The following is a 19,288-nucleotide window of genomic DNA, read 5'->3' on the forward strand; positions in this document are numbered from 1 at the left end:
GCTACCACACCGACCGCGAGGCGCACATCTTCGTCGGCGTGCAGACGCACCCTGAGAACGACCCGCGCAAGGCCCTGATCGCCAGCCTTGGCGCGCAAGGCTTCCCGGTGCTGGACCTGACCGATAACGAACTGGCCAAGCTGCACCTGCGGCACATGGTCGGCGGGCATTCGGAGCGGGTCAGCGATGAGGTGGTGTTGCGCTTTGAATTCCCTGAGCGGCCGGGCGCGCTGTTCAACTTCCTTAACAAGCTGGGCGGCAAGTGGAATATCTCGATGTTCCACTACCGCAATCATGGTGCGGCGGACGGGCGAGTGGTCGCGGGGCTGGTGGTGCCGGAGGATGAACGGCATCTGGTGCCGCAGGCGCTGGCGGAGATCGGTTACCCGTACTGGGACGAGACGAATAACCCGGCGTACAGACTGTTTTTGGGCTGAGAACACGATATCGTCGGCAGCGCTACGCACTTGTGGGAGGGAGCTTGCTCGCGATGCGTTGGGTCCGACACAGCGATGCTGTCAGGTCCGACGCATTCGCGAGCAAGCTCCCTCCCACGAAATCAGGGGGTAGCTTGAAGCGCGGTGGCGGCTTGAAAATAGCTACCGCCGGCGAGCGGAGCGCCGCCGGCCGTACTGCTACAGATTCAGGCTTACTGAGCCGGTGTCGTCGTCTCGGAAACGGGCGCCGGTTCTGCCAATGGAGCACTCACTTCGGGAGTCGCTGTCGGTGCAGGGGTCGGTGCCACTTCTGCAGGTGCCGCAGTCTCGGCTTTCAACGGCTCAGGCTCGGCAGGCGCCGGCACCGGCTCGCTGCTCTGTTCGTTTGAGGCGGCAGGCGTCGTGGTCGGCGTGGCTAACGGCGCAGGTACAGCAGCGGGTGCTACGGGTGCAGCCGCCGGTGCTTCAACAGGCTTCTGCTCAGTCAGCGCAGCGGCTTTAGCGGCAGGCGCCGGTTCCGGCATGCCCATATCAGCCTTGGGCTTTTCTACAATGTGCGCGGCTTTCTTCACCTCAGGCGGCAGGAAGTTTTCCACCAGGGCGAAGAAACGGTCGTAGAACTTGTCGGACGCCACGGTCTCACTGGCAACTTTGACCATCGAGTCATCCGTGGAGCCAATCGGCATCGACACAGAACCCAACACGCCCACTCCCAGACTCGCCGAGTTGTTCACCTTCTTCAGCGCGTAACGGTCCTGCAGAGCGTTGGCGAACATGGTGGCCTTGGTGTCCGAACTGCCATCAGCTGCGCAGACCACATTGAAGCTGATCTCCATGTGGGTCTCGCCAGTCTGCTGGAAGCTCTTGTGGCCGCTGATGATCTTCGGGTCGCTGCTGGTGATGATGTAGCCCTGACTCAGCAACGCACGGCGACCGGCTTCACAACTGGCGGCATCGGAAACCGGATAGCTGCGCGAGAACGTTCCTGCGTCATCGAAATTCTCGTGCTCGTAAATAGCCTGTTTCTTTGACGAGCAGCCTGCGGCGGCCAGCAGGGCCAATACCCAGCACGCGGTACGAAAGCTCAGTAATTTAGACATCAAACATCCCGGGAAAAAAGGTCGACTGAACAGTGGACCGGAGAAATCGCCGGTAGTCTGCAACAAGGCTCGCGTGGGATCAACGCAGAGTTTGAAAGGATGTCGATACATCGAGGATTTTCAAAGGATATCCACCGTCTCTAGGCCCACTGCGCGGCGGTATGGGAGCAACCGCCGCGCATTGACGCACCTTGGGTGAAATTCGCCGAATGGCATCGGCATTCGACTGACGGTCGTGTTTCCCGCCTCGCTTGGCTACCGCTTGAGGTGATCAGACCTCGCCGTGCTCCAGACGCACGCCAAGGAACTCCAGCGCTCGCCAGTAGCCGGGATAGGTCTTGCCGACGCAATCCGGGTCCTGAATACGAATACCAGAAACTTTCAGCCCAGCCAGCGCGAAGCACATGGCGATGCGGTGGTCGGAATGGGTGTCGATCAGCCCGTTGCTGTTGGTGCCGGCAAGGCCTGGGTCCGACGCCACCAGCAAATCGTCGCCCTCCACTGTCGCCAAACCTGAACGCACCTGATTCAGGCCGTCGTGCAATGCCTGAACCCGGTCACATTCCTTGACTCGCAGGTTGGCCAGGTCGACGAAGCGCACCGGCGTCTCATTGAATGCAGCCAGTACCGCCAACGTCGGGATGGCGTCCTGCATCTGCGAGCCGTTGATCACTGCAGGCATTTTCGGGAATTGCGCGATCACGTCCATGGCCTTGGAGTCGGGCTGGGTGAATGCTTTGGCGGCCACGCCCAGATCGATCTTGCCAGCGGTCAGCGCCTCGGCAGCCCACAGATAAGTGGCGGCGGAGGCATCGGGTTCGATCTGATAATCGCAGGCGGTGTAGCCAGTCGGCGACACACGCCACAGTGATTCATCCACCACCTCGACTTCGGCACCGAAAGCGCGCATACAGGCGATGGTCAGATCGATATAACCGCGGGCGCCGATTTCCTTGCCGGTCAGCGCGACTTCAATCGGCGCATCGCCACAGGCCGCAACCATCAACAACGCCGACACGTATTGGCTGGAGAGACCGCCGTCGATTTCGAAGCGAGTGGCCTTGATCGAACCGGTGCCGTGGATGATCACAGGCGGGCAACCGGTGGCGCTCTCGGCGTTCAGACCGCCTTTACGCAGGGACTCGAGCAACGGGCCAATGGGGCGCTTCTGCATGTAATGATCGCCGTCCAGCGTGACGCTGCCGTTGACCGTGCACACCGCTGCCGTCAGAAAACGTACTGCGGTGCCCGCATTCCCCAGAAACAGCGGGCCCTCGGGAATGGTGAGGCTGCCACTGCCGGTGACCACGAAGCTGGTGTCGTCCGGCTCGTCGACGGTCACGCCCATCTGCCGCAGCGCGTTGGACATATGCCGCGTGTCGTCGCTTTTCAGCGCGCCGCGCAGGTGGCTGGTGCCCTTGGCCAACGCCGCGAGCAGCAGCGCACGGTTAGTGATCGACTTCGAGCCAGGTGGTGCGACATGCCCTGTCAACGGCACACCCGGCGGGATCACAGTGATGGTTTGGTTCATGCCCATGGTCCAGCTCTCCAAATTCGAAATCAGCGCCGCTTTGACTAGCCGGCAATCATGGCATTTCTCGACACGATCTGCAGCAATGCGTTGCCACGCAGTCAGCCCGTTTCAAGTGCTGCTTTTGTGACGGCTGCGGTACTCGCGGCCGACCTGCATCAACGCCCTCAAAGTGTCGGTATCGGGCTCGTACCCCAATACTTTCCGCGCCCTGGAGCAATCCACCACCAGCGAACCGCACAATTGCGTGTACATATCCCCTTTGCCCGCCAGTTTGAGCAACAGCGCCAGCAGCCCTTGCGGGACAGGGATCGACCATTGCCGTTTCTGCATGCCCTGGGCCAGCGCACCGAGCATTTGGTGCGTGGAAACATCGCTGCCATCCGAAGCCAGAAACAACTGGCCCGCGGCATCAGGATGTTGCGCCGCCAGTGAGATCAACTGGGCGAGATTGTCCAGCGAGACAATGCTTCTGGCGTTACGCACTGCCGCAAAGGGGCTGGGGATGCGTTTATTGACCACTTTCAACAAGGTTCCGAAATTGCCTGGCGCGTCGGCCCCGTACACCAGCGGAGGACGGATGATCACCAGTTGCATGTCGGCAGTCTGAAGTAGCTCGCACAGGCCCTCCTCCGCTTCCAGTTTCGAGCGGGCGTAGGCGGCGGCCGGGCTTGGGGTCGAGTCTTCGGTGAAGCGCTGCCCCACGCTCTCATTGCCATTGACGCCAATCGAGCTGATGAAGACGAAACGCCCGACACCGGCTTCCATGGCCAAGCGTGCCAGCTGCAGAGACGCGTCGCGGTTCACGCTGCGGAACAGATCAAGGGAATCGCCCCGGTCGCTCAGGACATGCGCCCTGCCCGCCAGATGCACGACACAGTCGACGGCTGCCAGACTCTCCCGGATCGCCGCTGCGTTGGCGAAATCCGCCACGCGATAATCGACGCCTGCGACGCCGCCTCCACCGCTTCTAGAAACGCCGATGACGGCGTGCCCCTGACTGATCAGCAGCTCGCAGAGCCGAGTGCCAATAAATCCAGTGGCGCCTGTGACCAGTATCCGCATGACTCGAGACTCGCTATCCATTGATTGTCCGAATGATAAACGCAGCGCCCACGAAGGCGCGGACAACTTTTCGCAGGCACAAAAAAAGCGACCCTTAGGTCGCTTTCTTTGTCGCTTCAAGGAGTTCAAGGGCCTTGAGGCTATGTATGGCGCAGCGGACGGGACTCGAACCCGCGACCCCCGGCGTGACAGGCCGGTATTCTAACCGACTGAACTACCGCTGCGTGTCGCACAGACTTTCATCTGTTTAACTCTGTTGAAACCGGCATCGAGTGCCTGCTTCGTATAACTCTGATTGATCGCCTGAAGCTTTCAATCTCAAACCGTGCTTTGAAAAACAAAGTCCGATCTGGAAAATATGGCGCAGCGGACGGGACTCGAACCCGCGACCCCCGGCGTGACAGGCCGGTATTCTAACCGACTGAACTACCGCTGCGCAGTTGTGGACTTGCGTCCTGCTGAATCTCAGTAACCTTCAGCGTGTATTCCAAACTTCGTAGTATTAACTACTCAGCGCTCAACGATGGTGGGTGATGACGGGATCGAACCGCCGACATTCTGCTTGTAAGGCAGACGCTCTCCCGGCTGAGCTAATCACCCTTTGCTTCGCTGAGGCCGCGAAATTTACGCAGGTACCTAACCTAAGTCAATACCCTGCTTGAAGTTTTTTTCAGAAGCCTCAAAAAAGTGACATTGCCGGTCGCACGCCGAAAATGAAAAAGCGAGCCGTCAGGCTCGCTCTTGCATGCAGCGATTACTTGTAGCAGTACGGCTGCTCATTCATTCAACGTAAATCATTTTCTTGCTCATGCCGCCGTCGACGACGAATTCCTGTCCGGTCACGAACCCGGCATTCTTCGACAACAACCAGGCTACAGTCGCCGCGACGTCTTCCACTGTCCCTACCCTGCCCGCCGGATGCTGCGCATGATCGGCGTCGGACAAGGGTTCGGCACGACGCCGGGAAGGATCACGGGCATCGATCCAACCCGGGCTCACCGCATTGACCCGCACTTGCGGGCCAAGGCTGATGGCAAGGGCGTGGGTGAGTGCCAGCAGACCGCCCTTGCTCGCCGCGTAGGCCTCGGTATCCGGTTCAGATTGCCGGGCACGGGTGGAACTCAAATTGACGATGCTGCCACCGTGAGCGCGGAGATACGGCGCACAGTGCTTGGCCAGCAACATGGGACCGGTGAGGTTGACCGCCAGCAGCCGATTCCAGTGCGCCAGGTCCAGGCTCTCCAGAACGGTGTTGCGTGGCTCGGCAATTGCCGCGTTGCAGACCAGCGCATCGAGGCGGCCGAACATGCCCAGGATCTCGGCAACGCCTTTGGCCACCTGCTCCTCGCTGGAAACGTCCATGGCGATGAACGAAGCGTTTTCGCCCAGCACCTGCGTCACCGTGTCACCACGCTGACGATCAACATCAGTCAGCACCACCTGCCAGCCCTCGGTGATCAGCCAGGCAGCAATGCCAAGACCAATACCCCGCGCCGCGCCAGTGACCAACGCCACACGACCGTTGTGCACACCGGCAGCTTCAACCACTAAGTCACTCACAGGCATCACTCACAGCGCAGCCAGACCACGCGCCAGATCGGCCTTGAGGTCTGCGACGTCTTCCAGACCCACGGCAACCCGGATCAGGCTGTCGCGAATACCGGCGGCTTCACGCTCCTGCGGCGACAGACGCCCGTGGGACGTAGTGCTCGGGTGAGTGATGGTGGTCTTGGTATCGCCCAGGTTGGCGGTGATCGAAATCAAACGGGTAGCGTCGATGAAGCGCCAGGCACCGTCTTTGCCGCCTTTGACTTCAAAGCTCACCACTGCGCCGAAGGCCTTCTGCTGACGCTTGGCCAGATCGTGCTGCGGATGGCTTTCGAGGCCGGCGTAGTGCACCTTCTCGATGCCGTCCTGCTGCTCCAGCCACTGCGCCAGTTCAAGAGCGCTCTGGCAATGGGCACGCATGCGGATGTTCAAGGTTTCAAGGCCCTTGAGGAACAGCCAGGCGTTGAACGGACTCAAGCTCGGCCCGGCAGTGCGCAGGAAACCGACGACTTCCTTCATCTGCTCGCTACGACCCACAACCACGCCCCCCATGGCGCGCCCCTGACCGTCGATGAACTTGGTCGCCGAATGCACGACCACGTCCGCGCCCATGCGCAAAGGCTGTTGCAACGCAGGGGTACAGAAGCAGTTGTCGACCACCAGCATCGCGCCTTTGGCGTGAGCGATGTCGGCCAGCGCGGCAATGTCCACCAGCTCGGCCAACGGGTTAGACGGCGACTCGACGAACAACAGCTTGGTGTTGGGCTTGATCGCCGCGTCCCAACCGGACAGTTCAGCCAGCGGAACGTAATCGACCTGCACGCCAAAACGCTTGAAGTACTTCTCGAACAGGCTGATGGTCGAACCGAACACGCTTTTCGACACCAGCACGTGATCGCCGGCGCTGCACAGACTCATCACAGTTGCGAGGATCGCCGACATGCCCGTCGACGTCGCCACGGCCTGCTCGCCACCTTCCAGCGCGGCGATGCGCTCTTCGAAGGAGTGCACCGTGGGGTTGGTATATCGCGAATAGACGTTGCCCGGCATGTCACCGGCGAACGTGGCGGCGGCGTCGGCTGCCGTGCGGAACACGTAGCTGGACGTGAAGAACAATGGATCGCTGTGTTCACTCTCCGGCGTGCGGTGCTGACCAGCGCGTACGGCGAGGGTATCGAAACCCACGCCTTCCAGATCGCTGTCCAGTCGACCGGCATCCCATTGCTGAGTCATGCCGTCTACTCCTTGTCTGAATTAGTTGTTGTACAGATCGATGATCGCACTGACGGCCTGAGTCTTGACCTTGGAGGCGTCGTTACGCGCCTGCTCGATCTTGTTCAGATAATGCTCGTCGATGTCACCGGTCACGTACTTGCCGTCGAAGACCGAGCAATCGAAGTTATCGATCTTGATCTTCTTGCTACCGCTGACCGCCTCGATCAGGTCACTCAGGTCCTGATAGACCAGCCAGTCGGCACCGATGAGGTCGGCCACGTCCTGGGTGGAACGGTTGTGAGCGATCAGCTCGTGAGCACTCGGCATGTCGATGCCGTAGACGTTAGGGAAGCGTACGGCCGGAGCCGCGGAGCAGAAATACACGTTCTTGGCGCCAGCTTCGCGGGCCATCTGGATGATCTGCTTGCAAGTGGTACCGCGCACGATGGAATCGTCGACCAGCATCACGTTCTTGCCGCGGAACTCGAGCTCGATGGCGTTGAGCTTCTGGCGTACGGATTTTTTCCGCGCAGCCTGGCCCGGCATGATGAAGGTACGGCCGATGTAACGGTTCTTGACGAAACCTTCGCGGAACTTGACGCCCAGGTGGTTCGCCAGCTCCAGAGCGGCAGTACGGCTGGTGTCGGGAATCGGGATGACCACGTCGATGTCGTGATCCGGACGCTCGCGCAGGATCTTGTCGGCCAGCTTCTCGCCCATGCGCAGGCGCGCCTTGTAGACAGAGATACCGTCGATGATCGAGTCCGGACGTGCCAGATAGACGTGTTCGAAGATGCACGGGGCGTACTTGGGGTTGGTGGCGCACTGGCGGGTGTGCAGCTTGCCGTCTTCGGTGATGTACACCGCTTCGCCCGGCGCCAGGTCGCGAATCAGGGTGAAACCCAGTACGTCCAGCGCGACGCTTTCCGAGGCGATCATGTACTCGACGCCTTCGTCGGTGTGACGCTGGCCGAACACGATCGGGCGGATGGCATCCGGGTCGCGGAAACCGACGATACCGTAACCGGTGATCATCGCGACGACTGCGTAGCCACCGCGGCAGCGGTTATGCACGTCGGTCACTGCCGCGAAGATGTCTTCTTCGGTCGGCTGCAGCTTGCCGCGTACGGCCAGTTCGTGGGCGAAGACGTTGAGCAACACTTCCGAGTCGGAGTTGGTGTTGACGTGGCGCAGGTCGGATTCGTAAATCTCCTTGGCCAGTTGCTCGACGTTGGTCAGGTTACCGTTGTGCGCCAGGGTGATGCCATACGGCGAGTTGACGTAGAACGGCTGGGCTTCGGCCGAAGTCGAGCTGCCCGCTGTTGGATAACGTACGTGACCGATGCCCATGTGGCCGACCAGACGCTGCATATGGCGTTGGTGGAACACATCACGAACCAGACCGTTGTCCTTGCGCAGGAACAACCGGCCGTCATGGCTGGTCACGATACCGGCAGCGTCCTGGCCGCGGTGCTGGAGGACGGTGAGCGCGTCATACAGCGCCTGATTGACGTTCGACTTGCCGACGATACCGACGATGCCACACATGCGACACAACCCCTACTTAGTGGAACTGGATTTACCGATCACATCCTGCGGCGTTATAGGCGGCAGGAGGTGATCCTTGAACGGGATATCAACGGGTACGCTGACTCCGCTGGCTAGCCACTTGCTGGACATCCCGAGAATCAGGTTTTTCGACCAGTCAGCGACCATGACAAATTGGGGAAGCAATCTGGACTGCTGCCACCATTGATCCTGTTGTACCGGGCCCAGGCTCAACAGCCCTACCGCTACTACAACCAGCAGGCCTCCGCGCGCAGCACCGAAGACCATGCCCAGAAAACGATCGGTCCCGGACAAGCCGGTGACGCGAATCAGTTCCCCGATAAGAAAGTTGACCATGGCGCCGACCAACAGGGTGGCGACAAAAAGAATGGTGCAGCCTGCAATCACGCGGGCCGAAGGTGTCTCGATGTAGTTGACCAGATACTGGGCCAGCGAACCGCCAAACATCCAGGCAACTGCACCTGCGATGATCCAGGTCAGCAAGGACAATGCTTCCTTGACGAAGCCGCGCTTGAGACTGATCAAAGCGGAGATGGCGACAATCGCAATGATCGCCCAGTCAACCGGAGTAAATGACACGTTGCAGCCTACAGACTGATGAGGCGGCGCATTTTAGCAGAGCGCTCGTCCGGCGGTAAGCAGGGATTGCGGGTGGGGACCAATTAAGGCGAACTATTGGACTTTGATGATGTTGAAAGGGGTGGCGAACGCCACCCTTCCCTTATTTACGCTCTGGCACGAAGCGTACGACGATGCCCTTGAGCTTCTGTTGCTTGTCGAGCTGGTCGCGCAGGCGGTCGGCTTCGGCACGCTCGATCAGCGGCCCCACGAACACGCGGTTGACGCCATCCGAGGTACGGATATAAGCGTTGTAGCCCTGTGTGCGCAATGTTTTCTGCAAATTGTCGGCATTCGCCCGATTGGACAGGCTGGCGACTTGCACGGCCCATGTGACCGACAAACCGTTGGCATCGACCCGACTCGGATCAGCTGCCGGAGCGGCTGGCGCTGGTGCGGCCTGAGGGGCCGGAGCCGGTTTTGCCGGCGCGGGTGCCGGAGCGGCCTTGGCAGCAGGAACCGGCTTGGCAGGTGCTGGCGCGATCGGCATCGAAGGCGGCTGCTGATTGACCGTCGGCTGGCCGGGCTGCGCGAGCTCGTCGTCGGTCGGCACAGGCTCTTGCGGCAGCGGCTGCTGCTCGGGAACCGAGACGGGCTCGACCTTGATCTGGGGTGCGACTGGCGCTTGCGGGGCAGCAGGCGCATCCACCTGCACATGGCGTGCTTCGTCCTGACGCGAAAACAGCATCGGCAGGAAAATCACCGCGATGGCAATCAGCACCAGAGCGCCGACCATGCGTTGCTTGTACGCCTTATCCAGCAAAGCCATGTGTCACTTCCTCCGTGACGCGCCAGCAAGCCATTCCAGGGCCTCGGCTACGCAATAAAAAGACCCGAACAGAACGATTTCGTCATCTGCCGTCGCGTGCACACATTGCGCTTCGAGCGCCTGCGCGACACCGGGATAGGACGTCACTTGCGCGCCAAGGTTCTGTAGCGCCGTGGCAATCTCCTGCTCCGACCGACTGCGCGGCGTTGGCAACGGCGCCACCGTCCAACTGCTGAAGCAGCCGGTGAGTTCGCCCAGCACCCCGTTCAGATCCTTGTCGCTGAGCAGTCCGAACACTGCCAGACGCTTGCCAGGCACGGGGCGTTGATTCAGTCGCTGAGCCAGAAACACCGCAGCATGGGGGTTATGCCCCACGTCGAGCAAGACCTGCAGTTGCTTGCCCTGCCACTCGAACGTTCTCCGATCAAGCCGGCCGGTGACGCGCGTATTCCGCAAAGCCGCACGAATGGATGCGTCTTGCCAAGGCAAATCCATCAACAGATAGGCCTGCAGTGCCAGTGCGGCGTTCTGCATCGGCAGGTCCAGCAGCGGCAGGTCACGCAGTTCGACGCGCTGACCACCGGCGTCAGTGCCGAACCAGTTCCAGCTGTCTACGCCCACGGACAGGTCGAAATTACTGCCGCGCAGCGACAGCGGGCAGTTCAGCGCCTGAGCGCGTTCCAGCAGAGGCTGCGGCGGATCGAGGTCGCCACACAGCGCAGGACGGCCTTCGCGGAAAATACCGGCCTTTTCAAATGCAACCGACTCGCGGGTGTTGCCCAGCCACTCGGCATGATCGACGCCGATGCTGGTGACCAGCGCCATGTCAGCGTCGATCAGGTTCACGGCATCGAGACGCCCGCCCAGGCCGACTTCCAGCACCACAGCGTCCAGGGCTGCCTGCTCGAACAGCCAGAACGCTGCCAACGTGCCCATTTCGAAGTAGGTCAGCGAGATGTCGCCACGAGCCTTCTCGATGACATCGAAGGCCTGGCAAAGCTGCTCGTCGCTTGCCTCGACGCCCTGCAGCTGCATCCGCTCGTTATAGCGGACCAGGTGCGGCGAACTGTAGACGCCGACTTTCAGGCCTTGAGCCTGCAGCAACGAAGCGACGAAGGCGCAGGTCGAGCCTTTGCCATTGGTGCCCGTGACGGTGATGACGCGCGGTGCAGGACGGGTCAGGCCGATCTGCAGCGCTACCTGTTGCGACCGGTCCAGCCCCATGTCGATGGCAGACGGATGCAGTTGCTCCAGGTAGCTGAGCCAGTCGCTCAGAGAGCGTGCGGTCATATGTTCGCCGGAGCCGGTGGAACAACGATCGGCTCGAGTTTCGGCGCGACGAATTTAGGCGTCGGCAGGCCCATCATCTGGGCCAGCAGGTTACCCAGACGCTGACGCAGCTCCTGACGATGAATAATCATGTCGATGGCGCCATGGTCCAGCAGAAACTCACTGCGCTGGAAGCCTTCCGGCAGCTTTTCGCGAACGGTCTGCTCGATCACGCGTGGCCCGGCAAAACCGATCAGGGCTTTTGGCTCGGCGACGATGACGTCACCCAGCATCGCCAGGCTCGCCGACACGCCGCCGTACACCGGGTCGGTCAGCACGGAAATGAAAGGCAGGCCTTCTTCACGCAGACGCGCCAGCACAGCCGAGGTCTTGGCCATCTGCATCAGAGAGATCAAGGCTTCCTGCATGCGCGCGCCACCGGAAGCGGCGAAGCAGATCATCGGGCAACGGTTTTCCAGTGCGTAGTTGGCGGCCTGAACGAAACGCTCACCCACGATGGCGCCCATCGAACCGCCCATGAACGAGAATTCAAAGGCGCTGCACACCACCGGCATCCCCAGCAGGGTACCGCTCATGGAAATGAGAGCGTCTTTTTCGCCAGTCTGCTTCTGAGAAGCGGTCAGGCGGTCTTTGTACTTCTTGCTGTCGCGGAATTTCAGACGGTCGACCGGCTCGAGGTCCGCACCGATTTCCTGACGCCCTTCGACATCCAGGAAAATGTTCAGGCGCGCGCGGGCACCGATACGCATGTGGTGATTGCATTTTGGACAGACGTCCAGGGTCTTTTCCAGCTCTGGCCGGTACAGCACCGCCTCGCAGGACGGGCACTTGTGCCAGAGGCCTTCAGGTACCGAGCTTTTTTTGACCTCGGAACGCATGATCGAAGGGATCAGTTTGTCTACCAACCAGTTGCTCATGCTTTCTTTCTCCAGTACCGGTGGCGAAAACGCAGTGGCGATCAATGCCACGCGCATGCCCTTAAGCTAATTTCATGTGCGGCGCCGCAAACTGTCGTACAACGATCGGCGCAAGGCCTGACCTGCTGAACCGACAACTCGTCGATCACCACCCTCAACTTCTTGTCGCGAGACGCACGTACGTCTTCGCCTGTTCAATTTTGGCCGCCCACAAACCGTGGTCGCAGGCTAGTGGACGGCGACCGCCTGTCAGCCGTCACATCGACGAACACTGCCGCCTGAAAAAACACTCATGCTCCGTGCACCGCACTCATGAACGCGCGGATCTTGTCGTGATCCTTGAGACCTCTGGACTTTTCCACCCCGCCGCTGACATCCACTGCATAAGGCCGCACCTGTGCGATGGCCTGAGAGACATTAGCCGAAGTCAGCCCGCCAGCCAGAATGATCGGCTTGCTCAGGTGCTTTGGAATCAATGCCCAATCGAAAGTTTCGCCGGTGCCACCAGGCACGCCCGCAACAAAGGTGTCCAGCAGGATGCCGCTGGCTTTTTCATACAGTGCGCAACTGGCGGCGATGTCATCACCGGCCTGCACGCGCAGAGCCTTGATGTAGGGCCGTTGATAGCCTTCGCACTGCTCGGGGGTTTCGTCACCGTGAAACTGGATGAGGTCCAGTGGCACCACTTCCAGCAATGCCTTCAATGCTTCACGGTCGGCATTCACGAACAATCCGACCGTGCTTACGAACGGCGGCAGCTGAGCGATGATTGCCTGGGCCTGCTCGATGGTTACGGCGCGCGGGCTCTTGGGGTAGAACACGAAGCCAATGGCGTCGGCTCCCGCGTCGACGGCGGCCATCGCGTCTTCTATGCGGGTAATCCCGCAGATCTTGCTGCGAACGGCTGACATGTAGTGAAAACCTCAAGCCTTGCGAAAGTCCCGGATGGTAGCAAATGCTTATCCGGGCGTCAGCCGCCAAGTTCCGTGAAGCCTGTCAGAAAGTGCGGACCGATATAGCGCTCAGGCAGCGGAAACTCGTCGCGGTACTCGACCTGCACCAGATACAGGCCAAATGGATGGGCTGTTACGCCGCCCGTTCGACGGACTCGGCTTTCGAGCACTTCGCCGGCCCATTCGATCGGCCGTTCCCCCGCGCCGATGGTCATCAGCACGCCCGCGATATTACGCACCATGTGGTGCAGGAACGCATTGGCGCGGATGTCGATGACGATCATCTTGCCGTGCCGGGTGACGCGCAGGTGATGGAGCTGCTTGATCGGCGACTTGGCCTGACACTGACCAGCACGGAACGCGCTGAAGTCGTGGGTCCCCACCAGATACTCGGCTGCCAGCGCCATGCGTTCGACGTCCAGCGGCCGGTGGTTCCAGGTGATTTCCTGACCCAGGTGCGCCGGGCGGATCTGATCGTTGTAGATCACATAACGATAGCGCCGGGCGATGGCTTTGAAGCGCGCATGAAAATGCGCTGGCATCTCTTTGGCCCAGGTCACACTGATGTCGTGGGGAAGATTGATGTTGGCGCCCATGGTCCAGGCTTTCATGGTGCGCACGGCCTGGGTGTCGAAATGCACCACCTGCCCACAGGCGTGCACGCCAGCATCGGTGCGGCCGGCGCACATCAGCGAAACCGGCGAGTCCGCCACTTTGGACAGGGCATTTTCCAAGGTTTCCTGAACCGTCAGTACGCCCGTGGACTGGCGCTGCCAGCCACTGTAGCGCGAACCTTTGTATTCCACGCCCAGTGCGATTCTGGAAAAACCTGCGGCGGCCATTTCGGCTGCCGCTGTCTCTGCCTCTGTGTCTGTAGTTGCCAAGAGCTGGAAGCCTGTCGATATGCGCAAGGGCGGCCATTATACGGATGGCGAAAAAAGACGCCATTGGTAGTGATCGGACACTCCCGATACAAAAAAACGACCGCCGAAGCGATCGTTTTCGATAGAGCAAAAACCCGATCAGGCGAGTCGCGAAAGCATCTCCCGAGCTTCGCTCTTCTGACCGTCATCCCCTTCGACCACGACTTCATCCAGAATGTCGCGCGCGCCGTCGGCATCGCCCATTTCGATATAGGCTCGGGCAAGATCGAGTTTGGTGGCCGCTTCGTCGGTGCCCGACAGGAAGTCGAACTCTGGCTCGTCGTCCGCCAACAAGGCGTCGTCCTCATTGAAGGTAGGCGCATCGTCAAACGGCTTGGCAATCGGCGGCTGCTCAAGCGTTTGCGACAAACGCTCCAACTCGGCGTTGACGTCGTCGATTTCGGACGCGAACGCGTCAGACGCCTGGTCGGTCTCCATCTCGTCGGCCAGGGACAGATCGAAATCGGCTGGCAGCTCAAGGTCATCTTCGGATGCAGGCTTGCTGGCGCCCAGGTCGGCCTTCTCGTCGAAGGCCGGCAGATCACCCAGTTCGTCTTCCATGCCGAGAAGATAGTCGTCTTCGGCCTTCAGGCCCGGCTGATCTTCTGCCAGGTTCAGGTCGAAATCCGCAAGATCGGTCGGCTCGGTATTCCCGGCCTCAGTCTGCTCGCGCAGAATCGCGTCGAAATCCAGGTCATCCGCAGTCGAGCCCCCGAATGGCGCGTCCAGATCCAGATCGCCGAGCCCGGTGCCCGCAACCGGCGCGCTGTGATCCTTCACCTCGGCAGGCGACGCCGCCTCCAGGTCATCCAGACTCAGGTCGAAGTCGTTATCGAAATCGTCAGGCGCTTCGGCGACAGGCTCGACCGCAGGCTGTGGCGCCGATTCGGGTTCTGCCTTATCGCTGAGCAGGTCTTCAACGTGCTTCGCGTCCATTTCCGCCGCCAGAGCCGCCGCTGCTGCGACACCCGCAGCTGCGGCAGCCGCGGCTGCCATGGCCGGAAAACGGCTCTTCAAGTGCTCGACTTCAGCGTGGTTTTTGCCCGTAGCCACCAACTGCCGCTCTTGAGCGACGAAACCGGCCTGATTGTCTTGTTGCGCGTAGATCTCCATAAGCTTGAGGCGCAGATCACTGCGCTGAGGCTCTTCCTTGATGGCCTCTTCCAGCAACGCCACTGCCTGATTATTACGGCCGTAGGCGATATGGATTTCAGCCTGCACGAGTACATCGGTCGGACGTTCGCGGGTCGGCTCAATGATGACGGCCGCCAGCGGTGCCTGCTTTACAGTGGACGGAGGAACCTCCAGACCCTCGAAACTGCTTTCAGGCATGTCCATGTCAGACGCAAAATCGGATTCTTCCGACAATGCGCGGGCCATCTCGCGATGCCTTTCTGCTTCAAGAATTGCATTACGCCGACGCACCAACAGCAACACCAGCAACAGCAGCACGAGCAGCGCACCACCGCCAATCAAGCCCATGAGCGCGGGGCTCGCAAGAATTTTGTCCAGCGCGCTCTGGTTATCGGCGCCGTTGGCCGCATCCGGCGGCGTGACCGCCAGCGGCTGGTCGGGAGTTGCACCGGTGACCTTGGCGCCATCGACCGGCAGCGCGTCTTCCGGGGCGATTTCATTCGGCGGCTTGCCAGCAGCGTCCGGCGCGGCAGGCGGCGGCACGATCTCGGCAGGCATCGCCGGGTTTGCGGCATTGTTCGGATTGGTCACGCTGTTCGGGCTGACCGTACTGTTCGGGTCTGCCGCGGGTGGCGGCACGACCGCGTCGGCAGCTTGCATCTTCGCCAACTGGTCGTTCTTCAGCTGAATCAGGCGGTTGAGCTTGTCGACCTGACTTTGCAGATCGCCCATCCGGCTTTTCAGCTCCTCGTTGTCACGACGGGTGCTGTCGAGACTTTCCTGCGCCACGGCGAGCTTGTTATTGAGCTCTGCATTGTCGCCCGCGGCGCCCTTTGCACCCGGCTTGGCGTTGGCGGCGACGAGACTGAGATTGTCCTTGGCGTCAATCTGCGCAGGCGCAGCACCGGCACGGTCACGGCGAGTCGCATCGACCTGACGCGCGCCGGTCGGCATGCGTCGGCCCTCACGCCAGGCGCGATTTTGCTCGGCGACCTCGGCCACGGCCCGCGGCTGCGGCGTAGCGCTCACCTCTTGCGGGGAAGGCAGGCGCAACACCTGGCCTTTTTTCAGCAAGTTGATGTTGCCGCCGATGAAAGCGTCCGGATTGAGCGCCTGAATGGCGAGCATCGTCTGCTGAACCGTACCGCCATTGCGCACGCGCTGGGCGATTTCCCACAAGGTGTCGTTGTTGGCGGTGGTGTATTCGGTGTACTTGGGTTCGGCGGGTGCCGCAGGCTTCGCCGCCTGGTCAACAGGCGCCGGGGTCTGCGCGGCCGGGGCTTGAGCAGGCGCAGTACCTGGAGCGGTAGATGGCAGTTGTGCTGCAGCCGCTGCCGCTTGCGGCGAGAATTTCGGCGGATCGAGCAACAGGCTGTACTCGCGCAGCACACGCCCGTTCGGCCAGAGCACCTGCACGAGGAATTTCACATAGGGGTCGCGAATCGGCTTGGTCGAGGTGATGCGCAGAACGCTTTTGCCGGCGGGATTGACCACGGGTGTAAACGTGAGGTCATCGAGAATCGCCATGCGCCCGACGCCAGCCTGGGCAAATTCGGCGGAAGTCGCCAAGCTCGGTACGACCTGCGCAGAGTTGAGATCCTGGACCTCGGTGAGTTCGATTTCAGCCAGCAACGGTTGGTTCAGGGTCGACTTGACGGTCAAACCGCCGAGGCCGAGCGCCTGGGCCATCCCGGATGACAGCGCCGAAGCCGCAGCAATCGCTAAAACCAGTTTACGAACCTGAACCATAGCCCATCCCTTGTTTAAAATTTCCCCGGCGACCGAGAAGATGAAGCCTGCTAGGGCGTAGGGCGTTTCGACACGCCGCAGCTAGAATGATTCTTTGAATTGTTGGCAAGTATCTTTTACGAAACATCTTTTATCAACAATTCAGCTACCTGCACAGCGTTCAACGCCGCGCCTTTGCGCACATTGTCCGACGTGACCCAGCAATTGAGTTCACAGGCGTCGTCAATCCCCGCGCGTAAACGTCCTACATAGACGGCGTCCTGTCCTACGGCGTCTCCGACCGGTGTCGGATAATCGCCAGCGTCCACCAGATCAATCCCGTCCGCCGCATCCAGCGCAGCATTGACCGCTGCCAGATCCACCGCAGAAGCTGTCTGCACCGACACGCTTAGGCTATCGCCAAAGAACACCGGGACTTGAATACAGGTCACGCCGACCTTGATTAAAGGCAGCGACAGCAACTCACGCAACTCGCTGACCAAACGTTTTTCCAGCGGCACGTGGCCTTGCGCGTCAGGCGTGCCCACCTGAGCGAGCAGGTTGAAGGCCATCTGGCGGTCAAACACGCGCGGTTCGAGTGGGCGCACGTTGAGCAACTCGGCAGTCTGTCGCGCCAACTCGGTCACGCCTTCGCGGCCCTGACTGGACACCGCCAGACACGCTGTCACGCTGATACGCTGAATATCCAGCAACGGGCGCAATGGGCCGAGCACCATCGCCAGCGCCGCGGCAACCGGGCTTGGGCACGCCACCTGATAAGGCTTGGGGAGATTCGACAGCAACGCCCCATTGACCTCAGGGATCACGTTCGGCGCCTGCTCGACCGGCAAACCGCCGGACAGGTCGATCACTGCACAGCCCGCCGCCGTCGCGCGCATGGCATAGCTGCGGGTCGCTGCCGGTCCGGCGGCAAAGAAAGCAATGTTCACCTTGCTGAAGTCGAAGGCATCGACTTCACGCACGCGCACGTTCTTGCCGCGATAAGGCACCGAGCTGCCAGCGGATTCGGCGCTGGCCAACAGATGCAACTCACCCACGGGGAAGTCGCGCTCTTCAAGAATCTGGACGATGGTTTCGCCGACAGTACCGGTGGCGCCGATCACGGCGATATCAAAGGACTGGCTCATGCAAAAACCTCAGAAAAATCAGGGGGCGGCACTTTAACCGCGAGAGACAGGCCAGGCAATTGAACTGGCCTGATAGAAGCACGCACGGCTCGAGCCCGGTCAGGGTTCCAGGCCGATGGGAAAGAACTCGCCACCGCTCCAGACACCCAGCCAGCGTTGCCCATCGACTTCACGGGACACCGCCAGATCGACCAGTTGATAGAAGACGTTGCGGTGAATCAGTGCTTCAAGGTTGGTGCGCACATGAACGTACGGCGCTGGCTCCTGAGTCTCAGGATCGATCGTTACCCTTAATGGGTGTTCGGGCCCAGCCTCGACCCCATCGTCTACGTTGGTGGTGAAGCGCAGCACTTGCGACTCACCTTCGCCCACCACCTCCAGCAACACCGCCACGAAGGGTGCGTCGTCGACCTTGATGCCAACCTTTTCAACCGGGGTGATCAGGAAATAATCGTCGCCGTCACGACGAATGATGGTGGAAAACAGACGCACCATCGGTTTGCGGCCAATCGGTGTGCCCAGATAGAACCAGGTACCGTCGCGGGCGATACGCATGTCGATATCGCCACAGAAATCCGGATTCCACAGGTGAACAGGCGGCAAACCCTTGCCGGTCTTGGGTATCTGCGCCAACAGATCGTTGGCTTTGCCCGGACCACTCATACGCTACTCCTCAGCGGGCTTCGACGCCCAACAGGCTACGAGCGTAATCCTCCATAGGCGGGCCTAGCAAATCCTCGGGCTTGGTATCGTGCAGTGTCAGCAAGCCGCCACGGCTGTGAATGCGCGCCGAATCGATGAGATAGCGGGTGCTGGTCTCGATCAGCATCAGTTGAATGACACCACTGTCGATGCCCAAACGATCCACAGCCTCCTGGTCAGACCATTCGTCAAAGTTGCCGATGCGATCGTCAGCCTTGGCGAAGCGGGTGTAGAGCAAGTAGTGCGCGCCAGCCGCTCGTGCCTCGTTCATGGCGTCGTCCAGCCCTTCCGGCGCACGCGCGCGGCGGACCATCGGGAAGTACTCGATGAAACCGTTGAAGGCCTCTTCGGCGACCACATTGGGGCGAGGATAGGCGCCGCCCGGCGGAGCGAAAGCACCTTGGGCGATATAGATGAACGAGTCCGGCTGCAGACGGAAATTATTGATGCGACGCGTCGAGCTGTGGTCCAGCAGGCCCGCATCGCTGAGCTCGTCATGAGCACCCTGTGCCAGATCGCTGACGTGCATGCAGCCACTCAATGCCAACAACGTCAGCAGTAAAACCAGGCTACGCATTACTTCCTCCAAAGTCCGGCGACGGAAAACCGGCGAATGGCCGGGTAATGCAGCTTTTGCGCCA

15 protein-coding genes, 3 tRNA genes and 2 pseudogenes are annotated in these 19,288 nt (G+C 60.7%); 1 reads left to right on the top strand and 19 read right to left on the bottom strand.

Features of this window, described 5'->3' with window-relative positions; genetic code table 11:
• A pseudogene (locus tag BWR59_RS20265) lies at window positions 1-437 on the top strand (threonine ammonia-lyase, biosynthetic); the annotation flags it as partial.
• Window positions 438-649: 212 nt separating this feature from the next.
• Here the strand turns inward: BWR59_RS20265 and BWR59_RS20270 are convergent.
• The 19 genes and pseudogenes from BWR59_RS20270 to BWR59_RS20360 form a co-directional block, all read right to left on the bottom strand.
• Entirely contained in the window at window positions 650-1,537 is an 888-nt protein-coding gene (locus tag BWR59_RS20270; protein WP_081567430.1) for a DUF2242 domain-containing protein, read from the bottom strand.
• Between the two features lie 271 nt (window positions 1,538-1,808).
• Window positions 1,809-3,074, bottom strand: coding sequence for a 3-phosphoshikimate 1-carboxyvinyltransferase (locus BWR59_RS20275; RefSeq protein ID WP_081567431.1), 1,266 nt, complete (start codon window positions 3,072-3,074; stop codon window positions 1,809-1,811).
• A gap of 105 nt (window positions 3,075-3,179) precedes the next feature.
• A complete protein-coding gene (locus BWR59_RS20280) occupies window positions 3,180-4,133 on the bottom strand; it encodes an NAD-dependent epimerase/dehydratase family protein (RefSeq protein ID WP_081567432.1) in 954 nt (317 codons plus the stop codon).
• Window positions 4,134-4,280: 147 nt separating this feature from the next.
• Window positions 4,281-4,357, bottom strand: a tRNA-Asp gene (locus BWR59_RS20285).
• 135 nt (window positions 4,358-4,492) lie between these two features.
• Window positions 4,493-4,569 (bottom strand) — tRNA-Asp (locus BWR59_RS20290).
• 88 nt (window positions 4,570-4,657) lie between these two features.
• Window positions 4,658-4,733: transfer RNA gene (locus BWR59_RS20295), tRNA-Val, on the bottom strand.
• A 180-nt stretch (window positions 4,734-4,913) separates the two neighbouring features.
• Window positions 4,914-5,693 (bottom strand): SDR family oxidoreductase, encoded by a 780-nt coding sequence (locus BWR59_RS20300; protein ID WP_230982061.1) that lies wholly within the window; start codon window positions 5,691-5,693, stop codon window positions 4,914-4,916.
• 9 nt (window positions 5,694-5,702) lie between these two features.
• Complete coding sequence (locus tag BWR59_RS20305; protein ID WP_081567434.1) at window positions 5,703-6,914, bottom strand: O-succinylhomoserine sulfhydrylase; 1,212 nt, start codon at window positions 6,912-6,914, stop codon at window positions 5,703-5,705.
• Between the two features lie 21 nt (window positions 6,915-6,935).
• The gene (gene purF, locus BWR59_RS20310; RefSeq protein WP_081567435.1) at window positions 6,936-8,444 is read right to left on the bottom strand and encodes an amidophosphoribosyltransferase; all 1,509 of its coding nucleotides are present in this window, start codon (window positions 8,442-8,444) and stop codon (window positions 6,936-6,938) included.
• Window positions 8,445-8,456: 12 nt separating this feature from the next.
• A complete protein-coding gene (locus tag BWR59_RS20315) occupies window positions 8,457-9,044 on the bottom strand; it encodes a CvpA family protein (protein WP_081567436.1) in 588 nt (195 codons plus the stop codon).
• 142 nt (window positions 9,045-9,186) lie between these two features.
• Window positions 9,187-9,852: an SPOR domain-containing protein gene (locus tag BWR59_RS20320; RefSeq protein ID WP_081567437.1), complete on the bottom strand. Its 666-nt coding sequence runs from the start codon at window positions 9,850-9,852 to the stop codon at window positions 9,187-9,189.
• Window positions 9,836-11,142: pseudogene (gene folC, locus BWR59_RS20325) on the bottom strand (bifunctional tetrahydrofolate synthase/dihydrofolate synthase). Before folC ends, BWR59_RS20320 begins: the two are co-directional and overlap by 17 nt.
• On the bottom strand, window positions 11,139-12,059 hold the full coding sequence (accD, locus tag BWR59_RS20330) for an acetyl-CoA carboxylase, carboxyltransferase subunit beta (protein ID WP_081567936.1): 921 nt from the start codon (window positions 12,057-12,059) through the stop codon (window positions 11,139-11,141). The pseudogene folC and the gene accD overlap by 4 nt, the downstream one beginning before the upstream one ends.
• Window positions 12,060-12,349: 290 nt before the next feature.
• The gene (locus tag BWR59_RS20335) at window positions 12,350-12,970 is read right to left on the bottom strand and encodes a phosphoribosylanthranilate isomerase (protein ID WP_081567438.1); all 621 of its coding nucleotides are present in this window, start codon (window positions 12,968-12,970) and stop codon (window positions 12,350-12,352) included.
• A 59-nt stretch (window positions 12,971-13,029) separates the two neighbouring features.
• Window positions 13,030-13,854, bottom strand: a complete 825-nt coding sequence (gene truA, locus BWR59_RS20340; protein ID WP_081567439.1) for a tRNA pseudouridine(38-40) synthase TruA — start codon at window positions 13,852-13,854, stop codon at window positions 13,030-13,032.
• A gap of 180 nt (window positions 13,855-14,034) precedes the next feature.
• Complete coding sequence (locus BWR59_RS20345; protein ID WP_081567440.1) at window positions 14,035-16,818, bottom strand: FimV/HubP family polar landmark protein; 2,784 nt, start codon at window positions 16,816-16,818, stop codon at window positions 14,035-14,037.
• Between the two features lie 116 nt (window positions 16,819-16,934).
• Window positions 16,935-17,945: an aspartate-semialdehyde dehydrogenase gene (locus tag BWR59_RS20350; RefSeq protein ID WP_081567441.1), complete on the bottom strand. Its 1,011-nt coding sequence runs from the start codon at window positions 17,943-17,945 to the stop codon at window positions 16,935-16,937.
• 99 nt (window positions 17,946-18,044) lie between these two features.
• Window positions 18,045-18,608, bottom strand: coding sequence for a DUF1285 domain-containing protein (locus BWR59_RS20355; RefSeq protein WP_081567442.1), 564 nt, complete (start codon window positions 18,606-18,608; stop codon window positions 18,045-18,047).
• Between the two features lie 10 nt (window positions 18,609-18,618).
• A complete protein-coding gene (locus BWR59_RS20360) occupies window positions 18,619-19,224 on the bottom strand; it encodes a DUF4823 domain-containing protein (RefSeq protein WP_081567443.1) in 606 nt (201 codons plus the stop codon).
• Window positions 19,225-19,288 lie beyond the last annotated feature (64 nt).

The sequence above is a fragment of the Pseudomonas sp. Bc-h genome, assembly GCF_002080045.1.
GTDB lineage: Bacteria > Pseudomonadota > Gammaproteobacteria > Pseudomonadales > Pseudomonadaceae > Aquipseudomonas.

Bases quoted from the DNA above. Each gene is read 5' to 3' on its own strand.
- BWR59_RS20360 (WP_081567443.1), bottom strand. From the start codon at position 19,224: ATGCGTAGCCTGGTTTTACTGCTGACGTTGTTGGCATTGAGTGGCTGC.
- BWR59_RS20270 (WP_081567430.1), bottom strand. From the start codon at position 1,537: ATGTCTAAATTACTGAGCTTTCGTACCGCGTGCTGGGTATTGGCCCTG.
- BWR59_RS20345 (WP_081567440.1), bottom strand. From the start codon at position 16,818: ATGGTTCAGGTTCGTAAACTGGTTTTAGCGATTGCTGCGGCTTCGGCG.
- BWR59_RS20305 (WP_081567434.1), bottom strand. From the start codon at position 6,914: ATGACTCAGCAATGGGATGCCGGTCGACTGGACAGCGATCTGGAAGGC.
- BWR59_RS20320 (WP_081567437.1), bottom strand. From the start codon at position 9,852: ATGGCTTTGCTGGATAAGGCGTACAAGCAACGCATGGTCGGCGCTCTG.
- truA (WP_081567439.1), bottom strand. From the start codon at position 13,854: ATGGCCGCCGCAGGTTTTTCCAGAATCGCACTGGGCGTGGAATACAAA.
- BWR59_RS20335 (WP_081567438.1), bottom strand. From the start codon at position 12,970: ATGTCAGCCGTTCGCAGCAAGATCTGCGGGATTACCCGCATAGAAGAC.
- accD (WP_081567936.1), bottom strand. From the start codon at position 12,059: ATGAGCAACTGGTTGGTAGACAAACTGATCCCTTCGATCATGCGTTCC.
- BWR59_RS20275 (WP_081567431.1), bottom strand. From the start codon at position 3,074: ATGGGCATGAACCAAACCATCACTGTGATCCCGCCGGGTGTGCCGTTG.
- purF (WP_081567435.1), bottom strand. From the start codon at position 8,444: ATGTGTGGCATCGTCGGTATCGTCGGCAAGTCGAACGTCAATCAGGCG.
- BWR59_RS20355 (WP_081567442.1), bottom strand. From the start codon at position 18,608: ATGAGTGGTCCGGGCAAAGCCAACGATCTGTTGGCGCAGATACCCAAG.
- BWR59_RS20280 (WP_081567432.1), bottom strand. From the start codon at position 4,133: ATGCGGATACTGGTCACAGGCGCCACTGGATTTATTGGCACTCGGCTC.
- BWR59_RS20350 (WP_081567441.1), bottom strand. From the start codon at position 17,945: ATGAGCCAGTCCTTTGATATCGCCGTGATCGGCGCCACCGGTACTGTC.